This window comes from Sphingobium sp. SYK-6, from assembly GCF_000283515.1.
Taxonomy (GTDB): Bacteria; Pseudomonadota; Alphaproteobacteria; order Sphingomonadales; family Sphingomonadaceae; genus Sphingobium; species Sphingobium lignivorans.
Window position 1 is genome coordinate 2239037 of record NC_015976.1, and the last position, 14526, is coordinate 2253562.

General features: G+C 64.6%; 12 protein-coding genes. 5 read left to right on the top strand and 7 right to left on the bottom strand.

Translation table 11 applies throughout. The features are described 5' to 3' along the window. Positions 1-29: 29 nt before the first annotated feature. Positions 30-980 (bottom strand): 1-phosphofructokinase family hexose kinase, encoded by a 951-nt coding sequence (locus tag SLG_RS10090; protein WP_014076362.1) that lies wholly within the window; start codon positions 978-980, stop codon positions 30-32. A gap of 227 nt (positions 981-1207) precedes the next feature. Between SLG_RS10090 and SLG_RS10095 the strand changes: the two genes are divergently transcribed. After that, on the top strand, positions 1208-2602 hold the full coding sequence (locus SLG_RS10095; RefSeq protein ID WP_014076363.1) for an MFS transporter: 1395 nt from the start codon (positions 1208-1210) through the stop codon (positions 2600-2602). 55 nt (positions 2603-2657) lie between these two features. On the opposite strand, the gene SLG_RS10100 is transcribed toward SLG_RS10095, so the two are convergent. Next, positions 2658-3284, bottom strand: a complete 627-nt coding sequence (locus SLG_RS10100; RefSeq protein WP_014076364.1) for a TetR/AcrR family transcriptional regulator — start codon at positions 3282-3284, stop codon at positions 2658-2660. Positions 3285-3450: 166 nt separating this feature from the next. Here SLG_RS10100 and SLG_RS10105 point away from each other — a divergent pair, with 166 nt between their 5' ends. The 4 genes from SLG_RS10105 (at position 3451) to SLG_RS10120 (ending at position 9287) form a co-directional block, all read left to right on the top strand. Then, positions 3451-5763: a TonB-dependent receptor gene (locus SLG_RS10105; protein WP_051003863.1), complete on the top strand. Its 2313-nt coding sequence runs from the start codon at positions 3451-3453 to the stop codon at positions 5761-5763. Positions 5764-5789: 26 nt separating this feature from the next. Continuing rightward, complete coding sequence (locus SLG_RS10110; RefSeq protein ID WP_014076366.1) at positions 5790-6662, top strand: alpha/beta fold hydrolase; 873 nt, start codon at positions 5790-5792, stop codon at positions 6660-6662. Next, positions 6663-7943, top strand: a complete 1281-nt coding sequence (locus SLG_RS10115) for a spinster family MFS transporter (protein WP_014076367.1) — start codon at positions 6663-6665, stop codon at positions 7941-7943. It begins immediately after the preceding gene. A 96-nt stretch (positions 7944-8039) separates the two neighbouring features. After that, a complete protein-coding gene (locus SLG_RS10120) occupies positions 8040-9287 on the top strand; it encodes a glycosyltransferase family 4 protein (RefSeq protein WP_014076368.1) in 1248 nt (415 codons plus the stop codon). On the opposite strand, the gene SLG_RS10125 is transcribed toward SLG_RS10120, so the two are convergent. From SLG_RS10125 to tig, 5 genes are all read right to left on the bottom strand, one after another. Next, a complete protein-coding gene (locus tag SLG_RS10125; RefSeq protein ID WP_014076369.1) occupies positions 9255-9593 on the bottom strand; it encodes a DUF4919 domain-containing protein in 339 nt (112 codons plus the stop codon). The two genes, SLG_RS10120 and SLG_RS10125, sit on opposite strands and share 33 nt — an antisense overlap. Beyond that, complete coding sequence (clpX, locus tag SLG_RS10130; RefSeq protein WP_014076370.1) at positions 9593-10861, bottom strand: ATP-dependent Clp protease ATP-binding subunit ClpX; 1269 nt, start codon at positions 10859-10861, stop codon at positions 9593-9595. Before clpX ends, SLG_RS10125 begins: the two co-directional genes overlap by 1 nt. 335 nt (positions 10862-11196) lie before the next feature. Further along, positions 11197-11832, bottom strand: coding sequence for an ATP-dependent Clp endopeptidase proteolytic subunit ClpP (clpP, locus tag SLG_RS10135; protein ID WP_014076371.1), 636 nt, complete (start codon positions 11830-11832; stop codon positions 11197-11199). A gap of 105 nt (positions 11833-11937) precedes the next feature. Further along, positions 11938-12900: a glycosyltransferase family 2 protein gene (locus SLG_RS10140; protein ID WP_014076372.1), complete on the bottom strand. Its 963-nt coding sequence runs from the start codon at positions 12898-12900 to the stop codon at positions 11938-11940. An 11-nt stretch (positions 12901-12911) separates the two neighbouring features. Continuing rightward, complete coding sequence (tig, locus tag SLG_RS10145) at positions 12912-14510, bottom strand: trigger factor (protein ID WP_014076373.1); 1599 nt, start codon at positions 14508-14510, stop codon at positions 12912-12914. Between the last annotated feature and the right edge of the window lie 16 nt (positions 14511-14526).

The following is a 14526-nucleotide window of genomic DNA, read 5'->3' on the forward strand; positions in this document are numbered from 1 at the left end:
ATCACGCCGCCCCGGTGTCACGGCCGGTCTCACCCGATGACGCGCGCCGCGCTCAACGGCGCAACTTCCCGATACAGGCGCTCCACGTCTTCCCTGCGACACAGGTCCGTGCCCGGGGTCAACACAGCAGCCGCGCCGGCAGCGATGCCATAGCGGAACGCCTCGGTCACATCCCGGCCGTTGGCCAGGGCGAAGACCATGGCGGCGAGAAAACTGTCCCCCGCCCCGACCGCGCTCATCGCCTGCACGGCAATGGTCGGAAGGCAGACGACCTCATCTCCATGGGCAAGCAAGGCGCCTTCATGGCCCATGGTGACGGCCATGTAGTGCGTCTGGCCGCTCTGCACGAAAGCCCGCGCCGCGTCGGCGATCTCCCGCAGACCCTCCAGCGGCTTGCCGACCAGCGCCTGCAACTCACCGAGGCTGGGCTTCACGAGAAAGACGCCGCCCGCGTCCAGCGTCGCCTTCAATGCGGCGCCCGAGGTATCCAGCACGAACCGGATGCCGCGCTGCCGGCACGCGGCAAGCGCCCGCGCATAGAAATCCTCGGGCACCCCGGGGGCAAGCGAGCCGCTCGCAACGAAATAGTCGCACCCGGCCTGCGCGATCTCGGCCAGGCAGCGCTCGCACTCCTCTTCCGTGAACGACGGCCCCGCCGGCACGACCCGATATTCCTTGCCGCTCTCCCGATCATAGAGAGAGGCGCTGATCCGGGTGCTGCCTGCGATCGGGATCCGGTGGCGAACCATCTGGTGGAGATCGAGCAGGCCGTCGAGCGCCACGCCCGTCGCCCCGCCCGAGGCATAATAAGCCCGCGCCGTTCCGCCGAGGCGAGCGATCACGCGCGATATGTTGATGCCGCCACCGCCGGGATCATAATGCTCGCCCTGCGTGCGCATCTTGTGCGTGTGAAAGACGCGGTCCGTCTCATAGGCCGCGTCGATGGTCGGGTTCATCGTGAAGGTGGCTATCCTGTCCATGGGACGAGCCTAAAGCATTTTGAGGCACGGAGGAAACAGCCCCCGGGTCGGAAAAATACCTAAGTCCGAACGTCCTGCTCGGCACGTGGCGACGAGCCCCTCTCATCAGGGCTGGACCCGGCGCTCGCCATGGGCGACAGGGCCGGCATGATCGTCCGACACGATATCGCCCGATGCACCAAACGCCATCCCCCGGCTCGGGATCTGGCCACCAACGGGACCGACTGATGGATCGCAGCGGCAACGGGCAGGCAACGGCGACCTCCTCGACACCTGCTCACACGCCTTCCTTTTCCGACGGACTGCCGACACCCCGGCGCTACTGGGCACTGGTCGGCCTCTGGGCAGGGATGGCGATCTCGGTCATCGACGGGTCGTTCGTCAACATCGCACTGCCCTCGATTGCGCGCGATCTTTCCATCAGCCCCGCCTCGGCCACCTGGGTCATCACGACTTTCCAGATCGCGATGGTGATGGGCATCCTGCCCTTCTCGGCGCTTGGGGAGCGACTGGGCTATGGGCGCGTCTATCTCGTCGGCATGTCGCTTTTCGTGCTGATGTCGCTGGTCTGCTCGCTCGCGCCGGACCTGGAAACGCTGGCGATATGCCGCTTCCTGCAAGGGATCGGCGCTGCGGCGATGATGGCGATCAACGGCGCGCAGATACGGCATACCTGGCCGCGATCCCTGCTCGGCCGGGGGATCGGCTATAATGCCGTCGTCGTTTCCAGTGTCGCGGCGAGCGGTCCGGCGGTCGCGGGGTTCATCCTGTCCTTCGCGAGCTGGCACTGGCTCTTCCTCGTCAACGTGCCCATCGGCCTTGCCGCGCTCGCACTAGTCATGCGCTTCGGGCCGCGCACGCCGCCCACGGCGACCACGTTCGACTGGCAAGGCGCTCTGCTCAGCGCGCTCATGTTTGCCGCTTTCTTCCTCGCCGCCTCGGATGCGGCGCATGGCCACTGGTCGGTTGGGATGAGCCTCGCCGTCGCTTTCGGCTTCGTCATGGGCTTCTGGCTGTTCCGGCGCGCCCAGTCCGGATCGCGTCCCATCCTCCCTCTCGATCTCCTGCGAATCGGCCGCATGCGCCTGGCTTATGGGGCGTCCATCTGTGCGTTCGGTTCGTTGATGGTCATGATGGTCGTGCTGCCCTTCTTTCTGGAAGGCACGCGCCGGATCGAGCCCGCCATGGTCGGGCTGGTGCTACTCCCGCTGCCGATCGCCCTTGCCGTCTCCGCGCCGCTCGCGGGGCGCTTTGCGGACAGGAGCTGGGCCGGCCTGATGAGCGCAGCGGGCCTCACGCTGCTCGCGCTGGCGCTGGCCCTGATGGCATGGATGCTCCCGCATCACCCCCCGCTGAAACTCCTTGCCCTGCTCACCGGGCTTTGCGGCATCGGCTTCGGCCTGTTCCAGTCGCCCAACAACAATGTCATGCTGCGTACCGCGCCGATCGAGCGGGCGGGCGCCGCTGCCGGCATGCAGGCCATCTGCCGTCTGCTTGGCCAGACCATGGGCGCGCTGGTCGCCGCGCTCTGCCTGGGATCGACCGAGCAGGGCCCACTGCTGGCATTGGGCGTCGCCGCAGTCCTCGCCCTCCTGGCCGCAGCGAGCGCGAGCCGCCGTTGAATCTGCTGGCGTCGCGGATTCGGGATTCGGCTGCCGACACCCCAAATCCAGCGGCTCAACCCGGCTGGCGCGTAATCCCCTTCTGAAGGATCGAGGCCGCGGCCTCGGTGATCTCCTCGATGGAGGCGTCTTCGGACCAGATGCAATAGCGCAGGCCCAGGAACACATTCATGCCCATGATCGCCCAGGCATGAGCTTCTCCCAGCCCCTCGCGGAACTCCCCCGACTCGCCGCCCTTGCGCAGGCGCTCGCCAATGCGCTGCGCGGTCGTCTCGTAATGCCGGCGATAGCTGGCGGGATCGACGAACTCCGCTTCATCGACGATCCGGTAGATTTCCTTGTGGTCCCGGGCAAAGCCCAGAAACGCGGCCAGCGCAGCCCGCTCCGTGGTCAGGGCCGTCATTTCTCCTGCCAACGCCTCGCGCGCCACCATCCGCACCCTGTCGCTCATGTCATTCACGAGCGCGCGGAACACTTCGTCCTTCGAATCGAAGTAGGTGTAGAAGGTCCCCAGCGCGGTGCCCGCCCGGCTGGTAATCCCGGTGATGGACGCGTCATGGAACCCCTTCTCGCCGAACTCCGCAGCGGCGGAATCGAGCAGCTTGCGCAAGGTCCGGCGTCCGCGCTCGGTGCGCGGCTCCTTGCCGGAAGAGGGGGGAACGGGGGTCGGCACTGTTGTCATGAAAGCACAGCTAGAGGGTTCGATAGCCCAAGGCAAACAGGAGAAGTTGAAACTTGGTTCAACTATCAATATGAGTCGGGCCAACAACAATGGTCCATGGGAGAGAGATGCAGTGAGCAAGGCTCATTTTCTCAAGAATTGCGCGAATCCGTTTGCTCTGGCAGCGATGGCCTGTTCCGGTCTTGCCTTTGGCATGCCCCTTCACGCCCAGACCGCGGGCGACAGCGCCTCGGACGATGATGCTGCTGCAATCGTCGTGACGGCCCGCCGCCGCGAAGAACGTCTCGTCGATGTTCCCATCGCCGTCACCACCTTCAGCGGTGCGGATCTCGAGAAGCGCGGCGCGCTCGACATCACGGATCTCGGCAGCACGACGCCCAACATCACCATGGAAGTGTCGCGCGGCACCAATTCCACCCTCTCCGCCTTCATTCGCGGCGTCGGCCAGCAGGACCCGGTGTCCGGCTTCGAACAGGGCGTCGGCATCTATCTCGATGATGTCTATCTCAATCGCCCGCAGGCGGCCGTGCTGGACATCTATGACGTCGAGCGCATCGAGGTGCTGCGCGGGCCGCAGGGCACGCTCTACGGGCGCAACACCATCGGCGGTGCCGTCAAATATGTGACCAAGCTCCTGCCGCAGGATTTCTCTCTGCGCGTGAAGGGCACTTATGGCAGCTACGATCAGGCTGACGGCATCGTTACGGTGTCCGGTCCGCTCGGCGACATCGTGCGCGTCGGCGCTTCGGTTGCGCGCTTGTCGCGCGGCGGCTTCGGCACGAACCTCACCAACGGCCTCGAGAACTACAACAAGGATATCTGGGCGGGACGCGGGACGCTGGAAATCGGCGGCTATGGCGAGCCCGTGCTGATCCGCATCTCCGGCGACTATACCAAGGACGACAGCAATCCGCGCGGCGGTCATCGCCTGATCCCGAGCCGCGTATCCGGCGCGCCGGTTCTCGATGATGTGTTCGACACGCGCGGCGCGCTCAATGATCCCAAGCAGTTTGTCGAGGCTTACGGCCTTGCCGCGAATGTCTCGGCGGATCTTGGTTCGGGCTTCACCTTCCGCTCGATCACCGGCTGGCGCAAGGATGACAGCGCCTCGCCCATCGATTTCGATGCGCTCGCGGCGATCGATGTGGACGTGCCGGCATTCTACCGCAACGAGCAGTTCAGCCAGGAACTGCAGATCCTGTATGATAATGACGGCCCGCTAACCGGCCTCATTGGCGGCTATTATCTGAGCGCGAAGGCGGACACGCAGTTCGACGTGCGCCTGTTCACGACGCTGGCCGGCCTGACCGCTTTCACCGAAGCCAATGTCGACACCGAGACCTTCGCCGTCTTCGCCGACTTCAGCTACGACATCACGGATCAGCTCAGCCTCTCGCTGGGCGGCCGCTATACCTGGGATACGCGCAGGGCAGGCATCCTGCGCCAGAATTATCTCGGCGGCGGCTCGCCGGTCTTCGGCGGCGCGGGCGTGCCGCTCGGTGCTCCCAGCACCAATTTCAACGGCGAGCGGGATTTCAACAAGTTCACCCCGCGCGTCTCGCTCAGCTTCCAGCCCGACCGGGATCACAATATCTACGCAAGCTTCTCGCAGGGCTTCAAGGGCGGCGGGTTCGATCCGCGTGGTGTCGGTGTGAACGCACCGACGACCAACCCCAGCGGCGTGCCGAGCGAAGCCGAAGTCGCCGCCTATCTGAGCTTCCGTCCGGAGACGGTGGACAGCTACGAGATCGGCTACAAGGGCAATCTGCTCGATGGCGCGGTCTATCTCGCGCTCGCCGCCTTCCGCATGGACTACAAGGACGTGCAGATCCCCGGTTCGGCGGGTTGCACCGTTGGCGGCATCCCCACCTTCTGCGGGATCATCACCAATGCCGGCAAGGCGCGCTTCCAGGGCATCGAGGCGGAAACCAATGTCCGCCTTGCCCGCAGCTTCATGACCGCTGGCGACCGGCTGACCTTCGCCGGGTCGCTTGGTTATATCGATGCCAAGTACAAGGAGTATATCACGCAGATCGCAGGCGTCGGCCCCGTCGACGTCGCGGATTTCCGCAAGGTGCAGAACACGCCCCGGTGGACCGCCAGCGGCACGCTCGCTTACGTGACGCCGATCGGCGATGGCGATCTGAACCTCAGCTCCACCGTTTCATGGCGCGGCCGGACCTACCAGTTCGAGATCCCCAACCCCTATATCGACCAGTCGAACTATGCGCTGTGGGATGCGAGCCTTGTCTATACCGCGCCGGACGATCGCTGGAGCATCGGCGTCCATGGCAAGAACCTGACGGACAAGCGCTACAAGACGTCCGGCTACACCTTCGTGGCGGCCGATCCCCGCACCGGTGCGCTGATCAGGAATGCCAACGGAAATCTGACGCCGACGCTTGGCACGGAAGGCACCTTGACCGCTTTCTACGGCAACCCGCGCCAGGTCTTCGTGACAGCGACGCTGGGCTTCTGAGCGACGATGCCCGAGCACCACGCGCGATGAACGACGTCACCGCCTACGAGTCGCACCGTTTTGTCAGCGCAGACGGTCGGCTCGGCCTCTTCGCCCGGATTTATCCGGGTGAAGAGGCACCGCTCCTGCTGTTGCACGGGCTCACCCGCAACAGCGCCGACTTCGAGCCTCTCGCCCGTCATCTGGCCGGACACTACCGGCTGATCGTGCCCGATCAGCGCGGGCGGGGCCTGTCGGCGCGGGACAGCGAACCGGAAAATTATCGACCGGACATCTATGTGGCCGACATGTTTGCCCTGCTGGATGAGCTGGGTATCGAGCGCGTCGGTTTGATCGGCACGTCGATGGGTGGGCTCATGGCCATGATGATGGCGGCGATGCAGCCGCAACGCATCAGCGCCATCGTCCTCAACGATATCGGGCCCAAGCTCGATCCCGAGGGGCTTGCCCGCATCCAGGGCTATGTCGGCGGCGGCGCGGCCTTCCCTGGCTGGAAGGACGCGGCGGATCGTTGCGCGGCGATAAACGCCGGGGCCTTTGTCGACTTCGATGATGCGGACTGGATGGCCTTCGCACGCCGGACCTGCCACGAAATGCCCGACGGAACCGTGCGCTTCGCTTATGATCCCGCCATCGCCGTCAGCATCAGCGGCGATGAACCGGCCACTGTTCCGCCCGATCTCTGGCCCTTGTGGGACGTGCTCGATGCCGTGCCCGCCCTCGTCCTTCGTGGCGCCCTGTCGGACCTGCTTGCACCGGAAACGGTCGCGCAGATGGGCGAGCGCCATGGCGGCCCCTTCACGGGAGTCGAAGTGCCTCTGCGCGGCCATGCGCCCTTGCTCGACGAGCCGGCGGCGCTTAGCGCCATCCTGCCATTCCTGCGAGAGCATGTCGGATAGATGAGCAAAGCGGTCTCAACCCACGCCCGATCGGCGCGACCCGGCGTGGTGCTGGCGATGCTGCTGCTCGTCTACATCTTCAATTTCGTCGACCGGCAGATCCTGGCGATCCTGGCGGCGCCCATCCAGCGGGACCTCGGCCTTAGTGACGGGCAGATGGGCCTGCTGGGCGGACTTGCCTTCGCTCTCCTCTATTCCACGCTTGGCGTGCCGCTCGCATGGCTGGCCGATCGCACGAGCCGGAGCTGGGTCATTGCTGGCTCGCTGGTGTTGTGGAGCGGCTTCACGGCGCTATGCGGCCTCGCGCATGGCTTCTGGCATATCTTCCTTGCCCGGCTGGGCGTCGGCATCGGCGAAGCGGGCGGCGTAGCGCCCTCTTATGCACTGATCGCCGATTATTTCCCCAGTCACAGGCGCGCTTTCGCCCTCTCGATCTATTCGCTCGGCATCCCGCTGGGCTCGGCGGCCGGCGTGCTGGCGGGCGGTTATATCGCCGCCACTGTCGACTGGCGCGCCGCTTTCATCGCGGTCGGCTGCGCGGGCATAATCATCGCGCCCTTGTTCAAGCTGCTGGTTCATGATCGGCGGATGCCCGCGCCTGCCGGTAGCGCGACGCCCGCTGTGCCCCGCTTCGGAGAGGTTGCGGCCATCCTTGCGCGCAAACCGAGCTTCTGGCTCCTGTCCTTCGGCGCGGCGTCGAGCTCGATGGTGGGTTATGGGCTGGCCTTCTGGCTGCCGAGCCTGCTTCAGCGCAGCTTCGGCCTCGACCTCGTTCACACGAGCTGGTTCATCGGCGCTGTGATGCTGCTTGGCGGCGTCGTCGGCATGCTGATGGGTGGCTGGGTCGCGGACAGGCTCGGTCGGCGTGATCGGGCATGGATGTCCTGGGTGCCGGCCATTTCCTTTCTTGTCGGCGTCCCCCTGTTCGCTGCGGGCATCTACAGCAGCGATGTCATCGTGGCCTTCGTGCTGTTCCTGCTCCCGCAAGCGCTGGTCTATGTCTGGCTGGGCCCCGTATTGTCAGCCGTGCAGCATCTCGTCGCCCCGCCCGCCCGCGCGACTGCCTCCGCGAGCTTCCTCCTCATCAACAATCTCATTGGCCTTGGTGGTGGCATCTATGCGCTCGGCGCGCTCTCCGACGCGCTCCGGCCCGTCTATGGCAATGAGGCGCTGCGCTACTCTATGCTGTTCGGCCTGTCCCTCTATCTTCTGGCGGCGCTGCTCATGGCGCTGGCAGGACCGCGCCTGCGCCGGGACTGGGTGACGGACAGCGCGGACTGATCCCGGGGGGGGGCGTCGCATCGCGCGGCATCCCGGGAAAAGAGCGTTAGCCGCGTTGACAGGCCCGCCCCCGCCGCCCCATGACCGGGCCTGTCCATGAAGCTTGCATATCTCCTCAACACCTATCCGCTCATCAGCACGACGTTCATCCGGCGTGAAATTGCGGCCATCGAGGCGCTCGGCCAGCCCGTCGAGCGCTTCGCGATGCGGCATTGGGATGGCGAACTGGTCGATCCGCAGGACATCGCGGAGCGCGAGCGGACCCATTATATCCTGACCGGAAGCAAGGCCGCCCTCGCACGGGACGTGGCGCTCACCTTGCTCGCCCACCCCTTGCGCACCTTCAGGGCCTTGCCGCTCTGGTGGCGGATATGGCGCAATGCCGGGCGCGAGTTCGTGGCGCATTGCGCTTATCTGGTCGAGGCCATGGCCTTCGCCCGCCGTGCCCGCGCGCTCGGCATCGACCATGTGCATGCCCATTTCTCGACCAATGCAGCGACGGTGGCGCTCCTCGCGCACCGCCTGGGCGGGCCGGGCTACAGCTTCACGGTTCACGGACCGGATGAGCTCGTGCCCGGCGAGCCGGCGCGCCTCTCCATCCGCGAGAAAGCGCGCGAAGCAGCCTTCATCGTGGCGATCACTCGCTATTGCCGGGACCGGATCGCGCAGGAAGCGCCGGATGCCGTCGAGAATATCCGCATCGTCCATTGCGGCATCGATCTGGGGGACTTCCCTTATGATCCCGCGCCGCCAGCAAGCAGCCGCGTGATCTGCATCGGTCGGCTTTGCGCCAACAAGGGGCAGGTCCACATCCCGCCCGCCGTCGCACAGGTGATCGGAGAGTTCCCCGATCTCGTCGTGGAATTGATCGGCGGCGGGAGCGATGAAGAAGAGGCGGCAGTACGCACCGCGATCGCCGAACATGGCGTGCAGGATCATGTCATTCTCCATGGCTGGGGCACGGGGGCCTATGTCCGCGAACAGCTTCTCGCCGGGAGGGCGATGCTGCTGCCGAGCTATGCGGAGGGTTTGCCGATCGGCATCATGGAAGCGCTCGCCATCGGGCGCCCGGTACTGACGACCACCATCGCGGGGATTCCCGAGCTGGTGGACAGTGGCTGCGGCTGGATCTTCGCGCCCGGGGACGAAGATGCCATCGCACAGGCCCTGCGCGGTGTCATGCGTGCAACGTCCCAGGAGCGTGCTGCGCTCGGCGCCGAGGGGCGCCGCCGCGTGGAGGATCGTCACGACCTGCACAAGCAGGCCCGGACGTTGCTGGACATGTTCCGTGCCGCCGTGGGCGGCGTAAGGTCAGAGCCCGAAACCCCGACCGAAAAAGGCTGAAATGTCGAACCAGATCGATCGCGTCTCACCGGTCGCCGGATCGACAGCCTCGATCACGTCATAGGCCTTGCCGCGCTTTGGCGTCATCAAGGACTGACTTCGCGCCTCGAGGTGAAGCGCTTTCAGAACCGCATATTCCCCGCTCACGGAGCGGACCTTGTAAGCGGTCTCCTGGGAGGCACCGTCGGTCGAGGCGATCAGCTTCGCAATGCGCTCCTCGCTCCGCGCGCCTGCGTTGGTCGCAGGCAGCGCGATGAGCGAGAAGACGAGCGCGGCTGACACCAGCCCCGCCGATGGTCGGCGCATCAGGCCGCGTCGCCGGCCTTGCGCTTGGCCTCGGCGAACACACGCACGGGGTCCTTGCGGCCCTCCACCACGTCCTTGTCCACCACCACTTCCGTCACGCCTTCCATGGTCGGCAAGTCGAACATCGTGTCGAGCAGAATAGCCTCGATGATCGACCGCAGGCCACGCGCACCGGTCTTGCGCTCGATGGCGCGCTGGGCAATCGCGGTCAGCGCGTCATCGGTGAAGGTGAGGTCCACATCCTCCAGTTCGAAGAGCTTGCCATACTGCTTCACCAGCGCATTCTTCGGCTCGGTCAGGATCTGCACGAGCGCGGCAATATCCAGATCCTCCAGCGTCGCAATGACCGGCAGACGGCCAACGAACTCGGGGATCAAGCCGAACTTGAGCAGATCTTCCGGTTCGCTCTGCTTGAGCAACTCGCCCGTGCGGCGCTCCTCGGGTGCAGCGACATGGGCGCCGAAACCGATGGACTTGCCTTCCAGACGATCGCCGATGATCTTCTCCAGCCCCGCAAAGGCGCCGCCGCAGATGAACAGGATGTTCGTCGTGTCCACCTGCAGGAATTCCTGCTGCGGATGCTTGCGTCCGCCCTGCGGCGGCACGGAAGCGGTCGTGCCTTCCATCAGCTTGAGCAGTGCCTGCTGCACGCCTTCGCCCGACACGTCGCGCGTGATCGAGGGATTCTCGGCCTTGCGGCTGATCTTGTCGATCTCGTCGATATAGACGATGCCGCGCTGGGCCTTCTCGACATTATAGTCGCTGGCCTGCAGCAGCTTGAGGATGATGTTCTCGACATCCTCGCCGACATAGCCCGCCTCGGTCAGCGTGGTCGCGTCGGCCATGGTGAACGGGACATCGAATGTCTTGGCGAGCGTCTGTGCCAGCAGCGTCTTGCCGCAGCCGGTGGGGCCGATCAGCAGGATGTTGGACTTGGCCAACTCGACGTCGCCCGCCTTGCCGCCATGCTCAAGCCGCTTGTAGTGATTGTGGACCGCGACGGAGAGCACGCGCTTGGCGCGCTTCTGCCCGATCACATAATCATTGAGCACGTCGCAGATCGCCTGCGGCGTGGGCACGCCACCTTCCTTCCGGCCGACGAGACCGCCCTTGGTCTCCTCGCGGATGATGTCGTTGCACAGCTCGACGCATTCGTCACAGATGAAAACGGTCGGTCCCGCGATCAGCTTGCGCACCTCGTGCTGCGATTTGCCGCAGAAGGAGCAGTACAGCGTGCTCTTCGAATCCGATCCTGTCAGCTTGGTCATTCAATGCCTTCCTTGGCCCGGCGGGCAAGCCCACATTGCCCGGGCCGGACTATCTGGCCCCAGGGCCATCCTAAACCGGGATCCTGCCACATCACAAGTGTCGATAATATCGCCGATTAGCGTAAATTTGCCGTTGCTCGCCGCGAACTGTGGCTTGCCATGCCAGATGGGCGCGACTCAGTCATATTACAATATAATGATGCAACCCGGCAGCGCTGATCCCTTCCATTCGCCGCAATCCATGTCCGCAGCTTGCCCGGATGAAGCGCGCCGATACGGCAGCGCGGCGCGTGAGCGCGCACCCTGCATGATGCGCGCCCACGCCAGCCACTTGCTCAGGTCGCGGGTTCGTCAGAACCGACAGGCCGCTTGTCGTAGACCTGGTCCACCAGCCCGAACGCCTTGGCTTCGTCCGCTTCGAGGAAGGTATCGCGATCCATCGCGGCTTCGATCTTGTCCAGCGGTTGCCCGGTATATTTTACGTAGAGATCATTCAGGCGACGACGAATGCGCAGGATTTCCTTGGCCTGGATCTCGATGTCGGATGCCATGCCCTGCGCGCCGCCCGAAGGCTGGTGAATCATGATTCGCGCGTTGGAAAGGGCAAAACGCATGCCCGGCTCGCCGGCCGCAAGCAGGAAGCTGCCCATCGATGCGGCCTGCCCGATGCACACCGTACCGACCTTGGGACGGATATACTGCATGGTATCGTGGATCGCCATGCCGCTGGTCACCACGCCGCCCGGCGAGTTGATGTACATCCAGATGTCCTTCTTCGGATTCTCCGACTCGAGGAACAGGAGCTGGGCGACGATGAGCGACGCCATATGGTCTTCCACCTGGCCGGTCACGAAGATGATCCGCTCCCGCAGCAAGCGCGAATAGATGTCAAAGCTGCGCTCGCCGCGATTCGATTGTTCGATGACGATTGGCACCAGCGCGCCGAGCGGATCAAAGGGAGTGTCGGTCATGATGTTCTTTCTTGATTGGCCGTTGCGGTGCCTACATCGGACGTCTTACCGAAGCCTTCAAGGGGTTTAACCGATCGGCGCAGAGCGAGCGGTTGCTACCGGTCCTCAGAGGCGCGGCGCGGGGTGAGCGAGATAGGCGAGCCGCTTCATTTCCTGCCGGCCGCGCGTCACCGTGTCCAGAATGAGGCCGGTCATCAGATTGAGGCCCGCCACGATGCCAAGGCCGACGATGGCGATCACGGTCGGAAAACGCGGCACAAGGCCGGTCTCGATATAGGTCAGCACCACCGGAATGCCGAGCACGACTCCCAGCACGGCGAAGATCAGCCCTATCAGTCCGAAGAACCACAGCGGCCGCTCGACGCGGTAAAGCTGGATCATCGTGCGCAGGATCCGCCAGCCATCGCGGAAGGTGCTGAGCTTGGATTGCGAACCTTCCGGCCTGGCCGCATAAGCCGTCACCACCTCGCCCACCGGCATGCGCAACTCAAGCGCGTGGACGGACATTTCCGTCTCGATCTCGAACCCTGCCGAGAGCACCGGGAAGCTCTTCACAAAGCGCCGTGAAAACACCCGATAGCCTGAAAGAATATCCGTGAAGCTCCGGCCGAAGAGCTGGCGCAGCAGGCCGGTCAGCAGCCGGTTGCCGAGCCGATGGCCGAGCCGATAGGCCTCCTCCACTTCGGAGCGGCGAGCACCCACCATCATGTCGAGATTGTCCTCGATCATCGCCGCGATCAGCACGGGCGCGGCAGCGGCTTCATATGTGGCGTCGCCGTCGGCCATGACATAGATGTCGGCATCGACGTCCGCGAACATGCGGCGCACCACATGGCCCTTGCCCTGCTGGCGCACGCGCCGGACGATCGCCCCCGCCGTCTGCGCGACGGCGATGCTCTCGTCCGAGCTGTTGTTGTCGAAAACGTAGATCGCCGCTCCCGGGAGCGCCCGGGCGAACTGCTCCACGGTGTGGCCAATCGCCGTGGCCTCATTGTAGCAGGGCAGCAGCACGGCGACGCGCAACGTTTCCGGCAAGGCAGGCTCTCCGGAAAGATGCGCGTCGACCATGAGTGTATGCGTCAGCCTTCGGCCTTGGCGGCCTTCTTCTTCGGCGCGGCCTTCTTGGGTGCGGGCTTTTCATCCGCATCTGCGGCCTTCTCCGCTGCAGCAGCCTTCTTGGGCGCGGCCTTCTTTGCCGGAGCCTTGGTTGCTTCAGTCGGCGCCTCGGCAGCGGCGTCCTCAGCTTCGGCCTTCTTGGCGGCCGGCTTCTTCGCCGCAGCCTTCTTGGCGGGCTTGTGGTCATGATCGTGATCATGTCCGCAATCGGGGCCATGGACGTGGAAATCCGTGTCCTCGCTCTCGATCGCTGCTTCCAGATCCTCACGGGCGACGGCGCGCTCGGTGATCTCCGCCTTGCTGAACAGGAAATCCACGACCTTGTCCTCATAGAGCGGCGCGCGAAGCTGCGCGGCGGCCATGGGCTCGTTCTGGATATACTGCACGAACCGCTCGCGGTCCTGCGGCGAATATTGCTGCGCAGCCTGCCCGATGAGACGGTTCATTTCGGCCTGAGTGATCTCGACACCATTCGCCTGGCCGATTTCGGACAGCAACAGGCCAAGGCGCACGCGCCGCTCGGCGATCGCGCGATAGTCGTCCTTGTCCTTCTCCATTTCGGCGAGCGCGGCAGCCGGGTCTTCCTCATGGCTCGCTTCATGCTCGAGCTGAGCCCAGATCTGATTGAACTCGGCCTCGACCATGCCCGGAGGCACTTCGAAATCATGGCCCGCAGCCAGCTGATCCAGCAGGCGGCGCTTCATATAGGTGCGCGTGAGGCCGTTATGCTCCTGCTCGATCTGCCCCTTGAGCAGTTCCTTGAGTTTCTCGATGCTGTCGAGACCAAGCTGCTTGGCGAACTCGTCGTCCGGTGCTTTCTCGCTCGGCAGCTTCACGGCCGTGATGACCAGATCGAACGTCGCGGCCTTGTCGGCGAGATTCTTGGCCTGATAGTCCGCCGGGAAAGTGACCTCGATCGACTTTTCCTCGCCGGTCTTCACGCCGACCAGCTGATCTTCGAAGCCCGGGATCAGATTGCCCGAACCGATGACGACCGACATGCCGGAGCCCGTCCCACCTTCGAACGCAACACCGTCGACCTTGCCCACGAAATCCATGACGACCTGATCGCCATCCTTCGCTTCATGGCCCTCCGGCGCATCTTCGAAGCGCTGGCTCTGCGAGGCGAAGCGGTTCAGCGCCTCGTCCACCTGCTCGTCGCTCACCTCGACAATAAGGCGTTCGAGCTTCAGCCCTTCGATCTGCGGCGTGGGCACGGCCGGCAGCACTTCCAGCGCGACCTTGATCTCGGCATCCTTGCCGACCTCATAATCGTCGCTCAGCTCGACCGAAGGCTGCATCGCGGGACGCAGCTTGTTGTCGGCAATCACCTTGTCGACACCGTCGCGGATCGACTTTTCCAGCGCTTCGCGAGCAAGCGCGGCCCCATGCATCTTGCGGACCAGGTTCGCCGGAACCTTACCGGGGCGGAAGCCGGGCATGCGCACCTGCGGCGCAATCGACTTCACCTCTTCCTCGACGCGGGCATCGATATCCCCCGCCGTCACGGTCAGCGTGTAGGCGCGCTTGAGGCCCTCATTCAATGTCTCGACAATCTGCATATCTCTACTCAACGCT

What these genes read in the sequence shown, in the direction of transcription:
- SLG_RS10110 (WP_014076366.1), top strand. Translation starts at nt 5,790, where the DNA reads ATGAACGACGTCACCGCCTACGAGTCGCACCGTTTTGTCAGCGCAGAC.
- SLG_RS10120 (WP_014076368.1), top strand. Translation starts at nt 8,040, where the DNA reads ATGAAGCTTGCATATCTCCTCAACACCTATCCGCTCATCAGCACGACG.
- SLG_RS10095 (WP_014076363.1), top strand. Translation starts at nt 1,208, where the DNA reads ATGGATCGCAGCGGCAACGGGCAGGCAACGGCGACCTCCTCGACACCT.
- tig (WP_014076373.1), bottom strand. Translation starts at nt 14,510, where the DNA reads ATGCAGATTGTCGAGACATTGAATGAGGGCCTCAAGCGCGCCTACACG.
- SLG_RS10105 (WP_051003863.1), top strand. Translation starts at nt 3,451, where the DNA reads ATGGCCTGTTCCGGTCTTGCCTTTGGCATGCCCCTTCACGCCCAGACC.
- SLG_RS10125 (WP_014076369.1), bottom strand. Translation starts at nt 9,593, where the DNA reads ATGCGCCGACCATCGGCGGGGCTGGTGTCAGCCGCGCTCGTCTTCTCG.
- SLG_RS10115 (WP_014076367.1), top strand. Translation starts at nt 6,663, where the DNA reads ATGAGCAAAGCGGTCTCAACCCACGCCCGATCGGCGCGACCCGGCGTG.
- SLG_RS10090 (WP_014076362.1), bottom strand. Translation starts at nt 980, where the DNA reads ATGGACAGGATAGCCACCTTCACGATGAACCCGACCATCGACGCGGCC.
- SLG_RS10140 (WP_014076372.1), bottom strand. Translation starts at nt 12,900, where the DNA reads ATGGTCGACGCGCATCTTTCCGGAGAGCCTGCCTTGCCGGAAACGTTG.
- clpP (WP_014076371.1), bottom strand. Translation starts at nt 11,832, where the DNA reads ATGACCGACACTCCCTTTGATCCGCTCGGCGCGCTGGTGCCAATCGTC.
- clpX (WP_014076370.1), bottom strand. Translation starts at nt 10,861, where the DNA reads ATGACCAAGCTGACAGGATCGGATTCGAAGAGCACGCTGTACTGCTCC.
- SLG_RS10100 (WP_014076364.1), bottom strand. Translation starts at nt 3,284, where the DNA reads ATGACAACAGTGCCGACCCCCGTTCCCCCCTCTTCCGGCAAGGAGCCG.